Annotated in this window: 14 protein-coding genes; 8 read left to right on the forward strand and 6 right to left on the reverse strand. The window is 63.3% G+C overall.

Annotated elements, in window-relative coordinates; genetic code table 11:
* Window positions 1–38 precede the first annotated feature (38 nt).
* Together FB600_RS29010 and FB600_RS29015 are read right to left on the reverse strand one after the other, a co-directional pair.
* Window positions 39–887: a fumarylacetoacetate hydrolase family protein gene (locus tag FB600_RS29010; protein WP_036035539.1), complete on the reverse strand. Its 849-nt coding sequence runs from the start codon at window positions 885–887 to the stop codon at window positions 39–41.
* A gap of 70 nt (window positions 888–957) precedes the next feature.
* The gene (locus FB600_RS29015) at window positions 958–1,692 is read right to left on the reverse strand and encodes an SDR family oxidoreductase (protein ID WP_013689731.1); all 735 of its coding nucleotides are present in this window, start codon (window positions 1,690–1,692) and stop codon (window positions 958–960) included.
* 398 nt (window positions 1,693–2,090) lie between these two features.
* Here FB600_RS29015 and FB600_RS29020 point away from each other — a divergent pair, with 398 nt between their 5' ends.
* The 7 genes from FB600_RS29020 to FB600_RS29050 all read left to right on the forward strand — a co-directional run bounded on the left by FB600_RS29020 (window position 2,091) and on the right by FB600_RS29050 (window position 9,472).
* Complete coding sequence (locus tag FB600_RS29020; protein WP_098151834.1) at window positions 2,091–4,640, forward strand: type VI secretion system Vgr family protein; 2,550 nt, start codon at window positions 2,091–2,093, stop codon at window positions 4,638–4,640.
* Window positions 4,640–5,494, forward strand: a complete 855-nt coding sequence (locus FB600_RS29025; protein ID WP_098151835.1) for a DUF4123 domain-containing protein — start codon at window positions 4,640–4,642, stop codon at window positions 5,492–5,494. Before FB600_RS29020 ends, FB600_RS29025 begins: the two co-directional genes overlap by 1 nt.
* A gap of 30 nt (window positions 5,495–5,524) precedes the next feature.
* Window positions 5,525–6,010: a DUF3304 domain-containing protein gene (locus FB600_RS29030; protein WP_080959759.1), complete on the forward strand. Its 486-nt coding sequence runs from the start codon at window positions 5,525–5,527 to the stop codon at window positions 6,008–6,010.
* Window positions 6,011–6,115: 105 nt separating this feature from the next.
* Window positions 6,116–6,601, forward strand: coding sequence for a DUF3304 domain-containing protein (locus tag FB600_RS29035; RefSeq protein ID WP_080959757.1), 486 nt, complete (start codon window positions 6,116–6,118; stop codon window positions 6,599–6,601).
* 19 nt (window positions 6,602–6,620) lie between these two features.
* Window positions 6,621–8,213 carry a T6SS phospholipase effector Tle1-like catalytic domain-containing protein gene (locus FB600_RS29040; RefSeq protein ID WP_098151836.1) on the forward strand — a complete coding sequence of 531 codons (1,593 nt, stop codon included), beginning with the start codon at window positions 6,621–6,623 and terminating at the stop codon, window positions 8,211–8,213.
* Between the two features lie 189 nt (window positions 8,214–8,402).
* Window positions 8,403–8,888, forward strand: a complete 486-nt coding sequence (locus FB600_RS29045) for a hypothetical protein (protein ID WP_081060743.1) — start codon at window positions 8,403–8,405, stop codon at window positions 8,886–8,888.
* A 224-nt stretch (window positions 8,889–9,112) separates the two neighbouring features.
* Window positions 9,113–9,472 carry a DUF3304 domain-containing protein gene (locus FB600_RS29050; protein ID WP_227742837.1) on the forward strand — a complete coding sequence of 120 codons (360 nt, stop codon included), beginning with the start codon at window positions 9,113–9,115 and terminating at the stop codon, window positions 9,470–9,472.
* Between the two features lie 358 nt (window positions 9,473–9,830).
* Here FB600_RS29050 and FB600_RS29055 read toward each other — a convergent pair whose 3' ends face one another.
* The gene (locus FB600_RS29055; RefSeq protein WP_013689736.1) at window positions 9,831–10,391 is read right to left on the reverse strand and encodes a DUF4337 domain-containing protein; all 561 of its coding nucleotides are present in this window, start codon (window positions 10,389–10,391) and stop codon (window positions 9,831–9,833) included.
* A 232-nt stretch (window positions 10,392–10,623) separates the two neighbouring features.
* Here FB600_RS29055 and FB600_RS29060 point away from each other — a divergent pair, with 232 nt between their 5' ends.
* Window positions 10,624–11,124, forward strand: a complete 501-nt coding sequence (locus FB600_RS29060) for a methylated-DNA--[protein]-cysteine S-methyltransferase (protein ID WP_096752752.1) — start codon at window positions 10,624–10,626, stop codon at window positions 11,122–11,124.
* Between the two features lie 129 nt (window positions 11,125–11,253).
* Here the strand turns inward: FB600_RS29060 and msrA are convergent, their stop codons facing one another.
* Genes msrA through msrB form a run of 3 tightly spaced genes read right to left on the reverse strand, consistent with a single transcriptional unit; the run spans window position 11,254 to window position 14,739 of the window.
* Window positions 11,254–12,009 carry a peptide-methionine (S)-S-oxide reductase MsrA gene (msrA, locus tag FB600_RS29065; RefSeq protein WP_098151838.1) on the reverse strand — a complete coding sequence of 252 codons (756 nt, stop codon included), beginning with the start codon at window positions 12,007–12,009 and terminating at the stop codon, window positions 11,254–11,256.
* Window positions 12,010–12,053: 44 nt separating this feature from the next.
* Window positions 12,054–14,207: a cytochrome c biogenesis protein DipZ gene (locus tag FB600_RS29070; protein ID WP_145758151.1), complete on the reverse strand. Its 2,154-nt coding sequence runs from the start codon at window positions 14,205–14,207 to the stop codon at window positions 12,054–12,056.
* A 28-nt stretch (window positions 14,208–14,235) separates the two neighbouring features.
* On the reverse strand, window positions 14,236–14,739 hold the full coding sequence (msrB, locus tag FB600_RS29075) for a peptide-methionine (R)-S-oxide reductase MsrB (RefSeq protein WP_096752755.1): 504 nt from the start codon (window positions 14,737–14,739) through the stop codon (window positions 14,236–14,238).
* Window positions 14,740–15,009: the final 270 nt, after the last annotated feature.

Genomic DNA, 15,009 nt, shown 5'->3' on the forward strand with positions numbered 1-15,009 from the left:
CGGGCGTCGCGCATCGAGGCAGGGCGCGAGGCCGCCGCTTACAGCTTGAACGGCACCACCGTCTGCTGCTGCTCGCCGAGGCCCTCGATGCCGAGCTTGACCACGTCGCCGGCGCGCAGGAACTGCGGCGGCTTCATGCCCATGCCGACGCCGGGCGGCGTGCCGGTGGTGATCACGTCGCCGGGCATCAGCGTCATGAACTGGCTCAGGTGGCTGACGATCTCGGCCACATCGAAGATCATGGTGCTGGTGCTGCCGTTCTGCACGCGCTTGCCGTTGACCTCGAGCCACATCGACAGGGCCTGCACGTTCGGCACCTCGTCGCGCGTGACCAGCCACGGGCCGATCGGGCCGAAGGTATCGCAGCCCTTGCCCTTGTCCCATTGCGGCGTGCGTTCGAGCTGGAAGTGGCGCTCGCTGACATCGTTGATGGTGACGTAGCCGGCCACGTGCTGGAGCGCCTGCTCGCGCTCGACATAGCGCGTGACGCTGCCGATCACGATGCCCAGCTCGACTTCCCAATCGGTCTTCTCGGAGCCGCGCGGCAGCATGATCGGGTCGTTCGGCCCCTGGATGCACGAGATCGCCTTGGTGAACACCACCGGCTCCTTGGGCACCGGCTGGCCGGTTTCGGCGGCGTGGTCGGAGTAGTTCAGGCCGATCGCGAGGAACTTGCCGACGCCGTTGACGGGGCAGCCATAACGCGGCGCGCCTTCGACCAGCGGCAGCGACGCGACGTCGAGCGCGCGCAGCTTGGCGAGCGAGGCTTCGTCGAGCGTGGCGGGCGTGATGTCGGCGATGACGCCGCTCAGGTCGCGCAGCTTGCCGTCCTGATCGACGAGGGCCGGCTTTTCGCTGCCGGGCTGGCCATAACGGGCGAGTTTCATGAGGTGAGGCTCCTGGTGAATCCGGTGAAGACGGAAGGGAAATGCGGTTTCGTATCGGCGCGAGCGCGGCTCAGATCGTCATGCCGCCGTCGACCGAGTAGGTCTGGCCGGTGACGAAGGCTGCATCGTCGCTGGCGAGGAAGGTGACGATCGGCGCGATCTCGTCGGCGCGCGCGATGCGGCCCATCGGCTGGCGCGCCACGAAGGCGGCGCGCGCGGCGACCGGGTCGTCGTAGGCGTTGATGCGCTGCTGCAGCGAGGGCGTGTCGACCGTGCCCGGCGAGATCGCGTTGCAGCGGATGCCCTTGAGCACGTAGTCGGCGGCCACCGCCTTGGTCAGGCCGATCACGGCCGCCTTCGAGGCGCCGTAGACGAAGCGGTTCGGCAGGCCGCGGATGCTGCTCGCCACGCTGGCCATGTTGACGATGCTGCCGCCGCCGTTCTTCAGCATGGCGGGCAGGGCGGCGCGGATGGTCCAGAACATCGAGCGCACGTTGAGATCGAAGGCGAAGTCCCAATCCTCGTCGCTGGCCTCGAGGATGGTGCCGTTGTGGACGAAGCCGGCGCAGTTGAACAGCACGTCCACGCGCGGCAGGCCGGCGAAGAAGCCATCGATCGCGGCGCGGTTCATCACGTCGAGCGGCGCGGTCTGCACGTTGGCGACGCCCTCGAACGACTTCAGCAGCTCGGGCTTGACGTCGGTCGCCCAGACCTGCGCGCCCTCGCGCGCCAGCGCCAGCACCGCCGCCTGTCCGATCCCCGCGCCCGCGGCCGTGACGACGGCCACCTTGCCTTCCAGTCTCATCGTGTCTCCTGTTCGTATCCGGTTGCGGTCCGGGTGAAATTGGCCGGACCAGTGGGCCAGATGCGATCTTAGCGGGGAATCGGGCGGATGACGAGGGGGAGTGGCTGCGGGTTTTCCCTTGGGTGGAATTTGATTGAAATAAGCGGGTATTTGCCGACATGTTGCCCGCTACTTCGGGTGAAGGAGTATGGATGTCGTGTTTTGTCGATTGAATGGATCGGCCGTAAAGATATATTTTTATGGTCTGCCATTTGGGCTGCGTAATAACAGCGCGGAGGCACTGCCAACCTGACGCTGCTTAACGTCCCGCCGCGACCAGCTTCATAGAATTGCGCCCGAGGGTCGGATGGAGCACTCCATCGACATGACAAGAGCGAATAAAACGGAAGGGTTTAGCGATGGACGCGCATCAATTGGCGCAAGGCATCAGCTGCGGCTGGCTTCAGCAGGATCGCTTGCTGAAGCTGGATTCCCCGTTGGAGGGCACCGTCCTGCTGCCGCTGCGCGCGAGCGGATCGGCGCGGCTGGGGCGGCATTTCGAATTCACGGTCGACGTCGCGTCTCGCGACGACACGCTCGAACTCAAGGCCTTGATTGCCCAGCCGGTCACGCTCTGGATCCAGCAATCGGACAAATCGTATCGACCGCATCATGGCTACGTTCATACGGCGCGACGGCTTGGTGCCGACGGCGGGCTGAGCAGCTACCAGCTCGGTTTCGCCTCCTGGATGCACTTCCTGAAGTTTCGTCGCGACCAGCGGATCTGGCAGGATCGCCCGGCCGACGATATCGTCGCCGATGTGTTCAACCGGCATCCCCAGGCGCGAGGCGCGTTTCGCTTCGATCTTGTCGAGGCGCTGCCGCCGCGTTCGTTCTGCCGCCAGGACGAGAGCGACTGGAATTTCGTGCATCGCCTGCTAGAGGACGAAGGGCTTTACGGCTTCTGGGAGCAGGCGGCGGATGGGCGCTCGCATACGCTGGTCGTCACCGATCGACTGACGGCGCTTGCCCCCGCCGACGTCGTGCGTTTTTCCCGAGCCGATACGCGGAGCGAGGCGGACGCGCTGACTCAATGGTCGGGCAGCCGCACGCTGCAGAGCACCTTGTACACGACCCGAACCTTCGACTACAAACGTCCGGCGCCCGCCGTCAATCCCAAAGGCACGAACCTGCCGACGCAGGCGAATCAGGGCGCGCTGCCGGCGCAGGCCGAGGTGTATGAATACACGGGCGCGTATCGCTACCTGGAGCAGGCGCGCGGCGACGCGCTCACGCGGATCCGGATGGAGGAATGGGAATCGCGCGCCAAGCGTTTCGTGGGCGAGGGCGGTTTGCGGGCGATCGACGCCGGCCGACGATTCACGCTGCTGGATCATCCCGAGCACAACCGGGATCCGGCGAATCAGCGCGAATTCGCCGTGATCGAGGTGAAGTGGCTGATCGCGAACAACCTCCCTGGGGCGGCCGGCGGCGCGCGCTTTCCGCAGGATCTGCAGGCCTCGATCGATGAGGCACGCGCGGGTGAATCGAACGATACGTTCGCCGTGCCGCATTTCGACGGGGCGAGCGGTTACTACCGAGTCTGGATCGAAGCCCAGCGCAGCAGCGTGCCGTTCCGCAGCCCGTTCGAACATCGCAAGCCCGTCACGCATCTGGAGACGGCGATCGTCGTCGGGCCGCGCGGCGAGGAAGTCCATACCGACCCACTCAATCGCATCAAGGTGCATTTCGTGTGGGATCGCCGCAATCCGGGCGATGCCGGTGCGTCGTGCTGGGTGCGTGTCGCGCAGTCGGATACGGGCGGGGGGTATGGCGCGGTTCACTCTCCTCGTGTCGGCGAGGAGGTTCTGATCGACTACGTGGGCGGCGATTGCGATCGGCCCGTTGCGGTCGCTCGGGTCTACAACGGCGCGACGCAGCCGCAATGGCATTCGAACGGCATCCTGTCCGGCTATCGCTCGAAGGAATATGGCGGCAGTGGATACAACCAGCTCGTGCTCGATGATGCGACCGGCCAGAACCGCGTGCAGTTGTACAGCAGCCAGGGCAACTCGCAACTGCATCTCGGGTATCTGATCCAGCAGACTGGCAACGCGCGCGGCGAATACCTGGGCTCCGGATTCGACCTGCGCACGGATAGCCATGGCGCGGTGCGGGCCACGCGTGGACTGTATCTGAGCACGCATGCCAAGAGCGCCGGCAGTCAGCCTCTCGATGTGCGCGAGGCGCAGCAACAGTTGGTGAACGCGGAGAGCGTGATCGAGGCGCTGTCGCAGGCGAGCGAGGCCCATCAAGCCGACAGCCTGGCCGCGGGCCATGATGCGCTGAAGCGGTACACCGATGCCACCCAGGACACGGTAGCCGGCAACGCATCGGGCGGCCGAACGGCTGGAGGCGGCACGGGTAACGCGAATGCCTTCAAGCAGCCCGTGATGTTGATGGCGAGCCCGGCGGGCATCGCGATGTCGACGCAACAGTCGGCTCATCTGGCTGCCGAGCGGCATATCAACGTGGTGAGCGGGCAGGGCGTGCATGTGGCGGCCGGCAAGTCGTTGATCGCCGGCGTCGCGGACCGGATCAGCCTGTTCGTGCAGAACGCCGGCATGAAGTTGTTCGCGGGGAAGGGCAAGGTCGAGATCCAGGCGCATGCGGACAATGTCGAGTTGACGGCCCGGAAGACGGTGAAGGTCGTGGCGGCGACCGAGACGATCGAGGTGGCCGCGGAGCGGGAGATCCTGCTGACGTCGGGCGGTGCCTACATCCGGCTGGCGGGCGGCAATATCGAAATCCATGCGCCGGGCAAGATCGACGTGAAGGGCGGGACGCATGCCTTCAGCGGGCCTGCCCGCATGCCGTATTCGATGCCGGTGCCGTCTGACGCGGTCTGTGTGCCGTGCCTGATGAAGCAGGCTGCTGCCCGCAGCGCCTTCGTCACTCAGGGGGCGTGATGGAGCTGCGAACCGTGTTTGAGGAAGCGCGCGATCTGGCGGCAAGGCTGTATGTGCTTGCCGCGCCTTTGCATAACGACAGTCTGCCCGGGGCGTTGTCGGATAGGCCGGATCATGTCGTCTGCCTGATGGACGGCGGAGCCGATGTGCAGGCCGTGTCGCCGCATCTTGTCCATATTCCGTTCGATCATTTCGAAGCCGCTCGTGAATGGCTCGAACAGCATGGGCCGGCGTCGCCCTGTGCGATGGTGATTGCCTCGCCCTTGTCGTTGGCGGAGTTCGAGGCACATCTGAAACCGCTGCTGCGGGTCCGCTTGCCGGATGACACGCCTATCGTGCTCGCCTGCTGGGATCCGTCGATTCTTGCGACGCTGGCGGGGTCGTCGGAAGACGATGATCTGTTCGTGAAGGGGCCGGTGCTATCCGAGGCGCAGCGTCAGACGTTTTTCGCGCCGGTGCTGCGTTGGTGGTATTGGGATCGTCATGGGAGGCTGCGTCAGATCGATTGGAGGCAGGATGAGGTGCTTGCAGAGTCGGTGGCGCTTCGGCCGCCGTTCAGGTTGGAGCAGGCGCAGGTCGATGATCTGATCGAGGCGAGTGTTCCGGATAATTTGCTGTTGCATCTCAACGAACGCGATTCATCGACGTTTGCCGCGATCCCGGAGCGGGAGCGTTACGGATTCGTGTGTCGCCAGATCGAGCGTGCGCGACGATTTGGTATCGAAGGGCTCGGGATACAGGTGGAATACTGTGCGCTGGCTGCGCGGCATGGGGAGGCGTTCGATGAGTCCCCTGAGGGCGCGGTTTTGTTGAGGCGGTTGAGGGCGGCGACGAGCGATGGGCGGCGAACGTGAATGCGGTATTGGTCGGTAGGAATACGCAAGATGATCTTGAATAGGTTTCCGCGGTTGGGCTTTGTGGTTGGCGCTACTGCTTTTACGCTGGCCGCTTGTGCGGGATCTAATGGCACGGCTGACGATCCCCTTGTTGGTGGTGGGCAAGCGCTCGCAATGGTGCCGGCTAATCATGTCAATCGCTGGGCTGTGAACATCTATGTCGACAAATATTGGGCAGGGAATGTGAGTCCGGAAGGGGGAGGTGCAAAAGCGGCATGCTGTTTCCCGGGGATGATGGATTGGAGCAAACCTGTCATGGTGACTTGGATCTGGGATGCTGTAGAGGACCCTAAAACCAAGGCAGTAGTAACACCGGAAGAAGCGCACAGCATTCAGGTGAATTTTCCCGCAGGTGGCCCACATCAGGACTCTGACTGGCATAAAGCAGATGCGTATCTGTGCGTCATATTGCGAGACCGCAATAGGGCTGCCTTGGAATTTTCGTCCAGTAGATCGGGTTGCATGAGCAAGTGAGCCGCTAGAGGTAGAGGGTCAATCATGGCTTTTCGGCAAGCAGGGGCACCAGAAAACGATGTGCAGCAAATTTAATCACGGCATTGACCGGTAGGAATACACAAGATGATCTTGAAAAGATTCTGGCGTTTGGGGCTTACGTTCGGTGCCGCCGTTTTTACGCTGACCGCTTGTGCGGGATCCAACACCATGCCTGATGATCCCCTTGCTGGCGGCGGGCAAGCGCTCGCAATGGTGCCTGCTAACCATGCCGATCGGTATGCCGTGAATATTTTTGTCGATAAGTACTGGGCGGGTGATGTAAGTGCGCATGCAGGGGGCTCAAAAGCCGCCTGCTGCTTTCCTGACATGAAGAGTTGGAGCGAACCCGTCACCGTGACATGGGAGTGGGGGCGCGAAGAGGATTCCCAAACAGGCACAGTCACTATGCCGGACGAAAAGCATAGTGTTCAGGTAAATTTCCCTGCCGGCGGCCCGCATCAAGATCCTGATTGGCATAAGGCAGATGCATACCTGTGTGTAATTCTGAGAAGCCGTAATACTGCAGATCTAGCATTTTCGCCAAGTAGATCTGGTTGTATGAGTAAATAAATGGTCGGAGGATAATTTCATGGCTGTTCGACAAGCTGGGATGCCATCGACTGATGAAGAACTTAAGCAGGTTGCGATTGATGGGGCGATGAAGCGAATCATCTCTCAAAATCCTATTGATAAGATGGATTCGATTGCCTGTCGGCTTTATCCGGCGCTATCGTTTTTCTTTGATGGAACGAATAATAATCTTGAGCGCGATCGACCTCAGGGAAAGCATTCGAACCTTGCCAAGCTATATCAGGTCGCAAAGGATTTGATTGAAGAAGATTCCCAAGCCACTTATCTTCCAGGCGTAGGAACGTCGTTTAAATTTGTCAAGGTTGCAGGCTACACCGATCATCTTAGGGATGACGAAGGAGGGGTGCTTGGGTTGGGGTTTGGCGCTGGTGGTGAACTAAGGATCGAATTTGCCCTTGGAGAATTCTCCCGACTATTGGAAATAGAATGGGGCCCAGGCTCGTGGAAGCATATGCGCGAAATTACCGTGGCGATTTTTGGCTTTTCGCGTGGAGCGACGGAAGCGCGTGCATTTGTCCGTCGGTTCATCGAGAAAAAATGCAACAAAGAGGCAGGCAACCTGTATTGGCAGGCTCCCAATGGCATACGCGTGCCGCTACGTGTCAGCTTTATGGGTATCTTTGATACTGTTGCGTCAGTTGGCGGTCCGGCTCTCCACCTTGATTGGGCATCGGAGTTGGCGATTCCGCCCGAAGTGGAGAGGTGTGTGCACTATGTCTCGGCGCATGAAGTGCGGCGCGCATTTCCCTTGGATTCTGTTCGAGTTGACAAGATATATCCTGGTAATTGCGAAGAGGTCGTGTACCCAGGTGTGCATTCTGATGTTGGCGGCGGCTACGGAGCAAACGAGCAGGGGCGGGATCGAGACTTATCGTTGATTCCACTGAGGCACATGTTTGTTGAAGCGCTGCGAGCCGGCGTGCCATTGAAGTCACTGGACCAAATGGAGCCGCGACTTAAGGACGATTTCAAGCTACAGAATGGCTCTCGAATAGTGACTCTCTACAACGACTACATGGCCGCGCTCCCCGCAGCACCCGGCAGCGACCTCGAATCCTTGATCCAACCTCACCGTTATCTGAATTTCCGGTGGCGCAGCATCCTGGCTCGCCACCAGGCGGACGAACGTGTGCTGGGTCATCTATACGAAAAGGTCGGTGCCGCATTCTGCTCCACCGTTCCGGCGGGATCCGACGAAGACCACCCAGCCTGCCAGCCGAACGAATGGGTATATGACGTCCCGAAGAACCCGGAAGAACAGGCGAAGCAGCTTTTACGCGAGCAGCGACGACTGGAGCGGCATATCGAATTCCTTCGCAATCCGATCGAGCCGCGAGCCGGCAATCGCTCATATCCTCCGCAGCCGCGCGAATTGCGCCCCTACGAAAAAATGATCCTGGCGGCGTGGGACAAGGTCGGCACGATACCCCTGGCGGTAGATCAGCTATTGGCGGAACACATTCACGAATCGGTTGCCTCCTTCACGTCCTGGCCGTGTGCCCTGTGGGATCAACGTGGGATTTACTGCGATGGGACACGCTATCTGGCGCAAAACGATCCCATCACACCGGACGACGCAGCTGTTGCTTGAAGCAATCTGTACCGAGAGTTAGCTTGCGGTCTGGCTCGCCGAGGCAGATGGAATATGAATGCAGAGTGCGGGATGGGGAAAAACGTTCAACGAGTCTCCGGGCGCCCCATTTTTTTGAAGCGACCGAGGTCACGAGCTGACGATGAGTAACTTACGAAAGCGTGACATTGGCTGATAGGAATGCGCCAAATGGTCTTGAGCAGATTGCTGCGTTTAAGGTTCACGGCGGGCGTTGCTGTTTTTACGTTGACCGCTTGTGCCGTATCCAATGGCATACCTGACCACAACGTCTCCGGCAGTGGTTCGGTCCTCTCGATGGTGCTCGCTAATCGCGTTGATCGTTGGGCGGTGGACGTCTATGTCGATAAACACTGGGCGGGGATCGTGGGCCCTCAAGATGGAGGTGCTGCAGCAGTCTGCTGCTTCCCGGGAGTGACGAATTGGAACCATCCAGTCACGGTAACTTGGTATTGGGACATCCTAAAGAATCCGAAGACGAAGGCAGTAGTCGCATCGAAAGAAAAACGCAGCGTCCAAGTGAGTTTTCCGGCAAGTGGTCCACATCAAGATCCCGACTGGCACAAGGCGGACGCCTATTTGTGTGTCATCTTGCGGGATGACAACACGGTCGCTCTCGCATTTTCGCCGACCAGGTCGGAGTGTGTGAGCAAATAAGCTGTTATGGAGTAGTCATGGCGTTCGACGGGATGGAGCACGCCGACACACGATAGACAGCATATGCAATGCGATATTGACTGGCCAAGATACAGAAAATGATCTTGTTTCTATTTCAGCGGTTAGCGGTCACGGTGGGTCTCACGGTCACCACGTTAGCCTCCTGTGCCACGCCGAATGCCGTGTCCGATGGCATATTTCTTGGAAGTGGGCCCGCGCTCGCTATGGTGCCTGCTAACCACACGGACCGATACACCGTAGGTATCTATGTCGATAAATACTGGGCGGGCGGGGTGTACCCCCAGTCAGGGGGAACGGCTGCGACATGTTGCTTTCCTGGCATGAAGGATTGGAGCAAACCGGTTACCGTGACTTGGGTATGGGGGGCCGAGGAGGATTCCAAGACCAAGGCGATCACAATGCCTCGTGAAAAGCATAGTGTCGAGGCCAACTTTCCTGTCGAAGGCCCGCATAGGGATCGGGACTGGCATAAGTCGGATGCTTATCTGTGCGTGATCCTGCGAGGTCTCAACGCCGCTGAGCTTGCGTTTTCGCCGACGCGATCGGGTTGCATGAGCAAATAAAAAGCGTTACGAAAAAAGATCCTGTCGGTATGCCAAGTCAGCGCGCGGATTGTAATGATGCATTCAAGCTGGATGCGATTGTCGGCACGACAAAATGCCAGCTCTGTCGGTAGTCGGTCGATAAATCGGATGCAATCGCGTGCCGGCCCTTCACGTCATGGCTTTGTACGATATGTGATCAGCGTGGGATTTACTGCGACGGGATGCGCTACAGGGCTCAAAGCGTGAGTGCTTATGGCCAGAAGTCGCTGGCCCACCTGCCAAGTGACCCGACGTTGCCATCCACATGTCCGTCAGCCTCCAGTCATCCAGGCTCCGCCCGGATGACTCATCGACGCAAATCCTCGAAGCACCGCACCTAGATATTCAAAAACGCCGCCACCGAAACCGCAACCCCCGCCAATCCCGCCAGCCCGACGAACATGAACAGCCGCCGGCTGCCCGTCAGCGAGGTGATCGCCGCCAGCGAGATCGCCGCGCTGATCAAGGCCAGCGCCTGCCCGAACATATGCTGCGGATGTTCCTTGCTGGCCGACTTGCGATTGGCCTCGTCGACCTGCCGTTCGAGATCCTTGGCCTTGTCCGAAATGTCCTTCTTGCGCGCGTTGTACTTGTCGATCTGCTCGCGGAAGCGCGCCTGCTTTTCCGGGCCGGCCAGCTCGGCCGCGACTTCCATCATGTGCCCCTTGTTCGACTGCGCCTGGTAGAGGTTCCATTGATCGCTGGCCTGGCTCTGCAGCAGGACGGCGTCGTTCTTGTACATCAGTGCCTGGGTCTGCAGCACGCCTTCCTCGTAGTGCAGCAGGCTGGCCAGCGCGGCGAGGATGGCGGTGAAGACCGCCACCCAGCGGGAGAGCGGATCGCCCGAGCGGGCGGCGTGTTCGACGGCGTGATCGTGGGGAGCGTGTTCGTGCGACATGGTGAGTCTCGGTGCGTCGGTGTAAGTGTTGAAAGCCTCGCGCCGCCTGGGCGAGCGCGTGTTTTGGGGCCGGCCATTATGGCAGGCTCGCGGGGCGGGTCACATATCGATTCGCCGGTCCACGAATGTATCGATTCGTCGATCGAATTCAAGCGCAAGATCCGGGCGGGCCTCGTCGCGCGTTTGCCGCTACACTGGCGCGGTTGGTATCAGGCAGGACAGGAGAACGCCCATGTCTCAGGTATGTAAACGGATCCCGTCGCCGGTCGGCGAGCTGACCCTGGTCGCGCGCGACGACAAGCTGGTCGCGATCCTCTGGGAGAACGACCGGCCCACGCGCGTGAAGCTCGGCCCGATGCGCGACGCCGACGAGCACCCGGTGCTGGTCGAGACGGCACGCCAGTTGCGCGAATACTTCGCCGGCCAGCGCACCGATTTCGCGCTCGACATCGAATTCCACGGCACCGAATTCCAGAAACGCGTCTGGAACGCCCTGCTGACGATTCCGTTCGGCGAGACGCGCAGCTATCGCGACATCGCCGTGCAGGTCGGCAACCACAAGGCGACGCGCGCGGTTGGCGCCGCCAACGGCCGCAATCCGCTGTCGATCGTGGCGCCCTGCCATCGCGTGATCGGCACCTCGGGCGAGCTGACCGGCTTCGCCGGCGGCAAGGACAAGAAGGCCGCGCTGCTCGCGCTGGAATCCAACGCGCGCCAGCCGATGCTGTTCTGACGCGATCGGCAGGCAGAACCGACGCAGCCGACGCGAAGGTCGCGTTTCCCGCTGATCCTCCCACGCAAAAAAACGGCCTGACGGGGCGCTTCCCCGTCAGGCCGTTTTGCTTCGAGGCCGCGCGCCGCCTCAGTTCTTCGCGTAGAGCACCGGCGTATTCACATACCACTTCGGATACTGCGTCTTCAGCGCCGCCACCTTCGGCAGGTCGTTGATCACGATGTACGGATAGTCGGGATGATTGACCAGGAAGTCCTGGTGATACCCCTCGGCCGGATAGAAGCTCTTGCCCATCTCGATCTTGGTGACGATCGGCGAGGAGAAGGCATGCGCGTTGCCGAGCTGGGCGATGTAGGCCGTCGCGATCGACTGCTGCTGCGCGTCGACCGGGAAGATCGCCGAGCGGTACTGGGTGCCGCTGTCGGGTCCCTGGCGGTTCAACTCGGTCGGATCGTGCGCCACCGAGAAGAAGATCTGCAGCAGCCGGCCATAGCTGATCTGGGTCGGGTCGTAGACGATCCGCACCGATTCGGCATGCCCCGTATCGCCTTCGCTGACGGTTTCGTATTGCGCCGTCGAGGCCGCGCCGCCCGCGTAGCCGGCGGCCACCTGCTTGACGCCGGCCACGTGCTCGAACACGCCCTGCACGCCCCAGAAGCAGCCGCCCGAGAACACCGCGGTTTCGGTATGGCTCGCGCCGGGTTTCTCGTCGAGCGTGGGCATCGGCAGCGGCTTGACGTTTTCGGCCAGCGCGGCCGGCTGCCAGCCGAAGGCGACCGCCATCACCGCGCCGATCGCGGCGATGCTGCCGACGATGCGCGTGATCAGGCGCAGCCGCGCGCGCGGCGCGCCGGCGGGGGAGGATGAGCGTTGCTTGCGGTTCATGGTCTGGACTCCTTGCGGAAATCGGTTCGGGTTGGGCATCGGGTTCAACCGAAGGTGAAGGCGAAGGCCTGCACGCCCGGGTCGAGGAATTCGATCGAGAAAGTGTGGTCGACGATCGGGCCGGACTGGCGGATCAACTGGTAGAGACGCTGGCCGGTCACGGTGCCGACGCCGTCGGCGTTCACGTCGGCGCCGTGCGAGGCGCCCGGAGCGGTGCCGTCGATCGTCACGCGAAAGCGCACCGGCGCGCCGTTCTTGCCCGGGCCGAGCACCAGGTGCAGGTCGCGGGCATGGAAGCGGTAGACGATCCGGCCGCCCGGCTTGGCCAGCGTGGCCTGCTGCTCGGCCACGCTCCAGGCGCCGGCCAGGCCCCAGTCGTCCAGGCCCGGCTGCGCGGGGGCCGCGTAGTCATGCTCGCGGTCGTGCAACTGGCCGCCCGGCGAGCTGAAGTTCTCGGCGCGCGCATAACCTACATAGGTTTCCGGCGAACGCATGTCGGCGTTGTCCGCGGCGGCTTGCGCGCCGCTGGCCGCCGGGCCGTCGATGCCGAGCGGGACCTGGGCCGCGTCCGGGTGGCCGGCCTCGACGAGCAGTTGCTGGATCGCGCGTTCGGATTGCACATAGTCGCCCTCGCCGAAGTGGTGGTAGCGGACCCGGCCCTGCGCGTCGATGAAGTAGTGCGCCGGCCAGTACTCGTTGTTGAAGGCGCGCCAGATCGAGTAGCGGTTGTCGATCGCGACCGGATAGGTCACGCCGAGGTCGTGCGTGGCCTTCTTCACGTTGCCGATGTCGCGCTCGAAGGCGAACTCGGGCGCGTGCACGCCGATCACCACCAGCCCGTCGTTGCGATACTTGCGGGCCCAGGCCTTCACGTAGGGCAGGGTGCGCAGGCAGTTGATGCAGGAGTAGGTCCAGAAGTCGACCAGTACCACCTTGCCGCGCAGCGAGGCGTTGGTGAGCGGCGGCGAGTTCAGCCACTCGGTGGCGCCCGCCAGCGACGGTGCATCGCCCTCGACCGGCAGGGCCGGCGCCGAGACGCGCAGCATCGCCGCATTCTGGCGGGCCGATTGCGTGGCGGCCGACATCATCGCGCTGCCGTTGTCGGCGCTGGGGCTGGCGCCGTTGGCGGCGGCGCGCATCGCGTCGCCGGCGGCCATCATGGCGTTGCCGTTGCCCGCGTCGCCGTGGTTGGCGGCGGCGCGCATCGCGTCGCCGGCGGCCATCATGGCGTTGCCGTTGCCCGCGTCGCCGTGGTTGGCGGCGGCGCGCATCGCGTCACCGGCGGCCATCATGGCGTTGCCGTTGCCCGCGTCGCCGTGTTTGGCTGCGGCGCGCATCGCATCGCCGGCGGCCATCATCGACGGGCCGCTACCACCCGCCGCGTCGCCACCATTCGCATTGCCGTTGGCCGCCATCATGGCCGGCCCGTTCGCATCGGCGGGAGCGTTGCCGTGCATGGCATTGCCGCGCGGCGCGAAGCGGTCGACCAGCGACTGCTCGAGTCCGCCCGTGGCGATCGTCGAGACCTGGGTCAGCACGCCGGTATCGAGCCCGAGCGCGATCGCGCCGACCCCGGCCAGCATCGCCACGCCCAGCCCGCGCCGAACCCATTCGCCGGCGCCCAGCGAGCGCTTCATCGCCGCGAACAGCTTGCCGCCGATCAGCAGGGCCGCCGCCAGCGAGGTGGCCGCGCCGGCCGCGTAGGCCACCAGCAGCAGGGTGGTGCCCACGCTGGCGCCGCGCAGCGCCGCGCCGGTCAGCACCAGGCCCAGGATCGGGCCGGCGCAGGGCGCCCACAGCAGGCCGGTGGCCACGCCCAGCAGCAGCGAGGGGCCGATGCTGCCGCGCCCGTCCTGCTCGGCGTTCGAGGCCACGCCGCTCAGGCGGTTGCCGAGCTCGACCAGCGGCCGCGTCAGGTGCTCGGCCAGGCGCGGGAACAGCAGGGTCAGGCCGAACACGCCGACCAGCGCGATGGCGATCCAGCGCCCCGCCTGGTTGGCCTGGGCGATCCAGCCGCCGCCCACGGCGGCCAGCGTGGCCACCACCGCGAAGGTCACGGCCATGCCGACCAGCAGCGGCAAGCCGTTACGCAGGAACGGGCGGTCCGCGCGGGCGAACACGAAGGGCAGCACCGGCAGGATGCAGGGGCTCACGATGGTGAGCACGCCGCCGAGATAGGCGAGGACGAGGAGCAGCATGGCGGGGTCCTGGAGGAAAGGGCGGCGCTCAGGCCGAGGACGGACGGAAGCTCATGGCCGTGCCGTTCATGCAGTAGCGCAGGCCGGTCGGCTTGGGGCCGTCGTCGAACACGTGGCCGAGGTGGCCGGCGCAGCGGCGGCAGCGCACCTCGGTGCGGATCACGCCGAACGAGGTGTCGGTATCGGTCGTCACCGCGTGGTCGAGCGGCGCCCAGAAGCTCGGCCAGCCGGTGCCGCTGTCGAACTTGGTCTTCGAGGAGAACAGCGCGATCCCGCAGCCGGCGCAGGAGAAGGTGCCCGAGCGATGCTCGTCGTTGAGCGGGTTGCTGTACGGGCGTTCGGTTCCCGCCTCGCGCAGGACCGTGTATTGTGCGGGCGTGAGGCGCTTGCGCCATTCGGCATCGGACAGCACCAGCTCGGCCGGCGCGGCCGGCTTCGGGGGCTGTTGCGCGAAGACGCCGTTACGCGTGAGCGCGGCCACGGCGCCGGCGAAGGCGGCGCCGGTCAGCAGGAAACGTCGGCGGCTGGTCATGGTGGACTCCTGTCGGACCAAGGGTTGATGCCGCACAGAGTAAGGACGCAGCGGTCGCGAAGTCCTCACGGAAAGTTAAAGTTTTCGTGATAATTCGGCGGGCGGCCCCTGTTGTGGCCCGAATGTAAGACCCGCGGCAAGGGCCCGGCCCGGCGCCGCGAATGTTCACGAAACCGTGACGACTCGCCGGCGCGGATCGCGGAGAATCGTCGTGACGGCGGCCCGCGCCCCTTCGGGCAGCCGCATCGGCCATGCCCGGCGCTGCCCCTG

The organism is Burkholderia sp. SJZ089 (assembly GCF_007828315.1).
Taxonomy (GTDB): Bacteria; Pseudomonadota; Gammaproteobacteria; order Burkholderiales; family Burkholderiaceae; genus Burkholderia; species Burkholderia gladioli.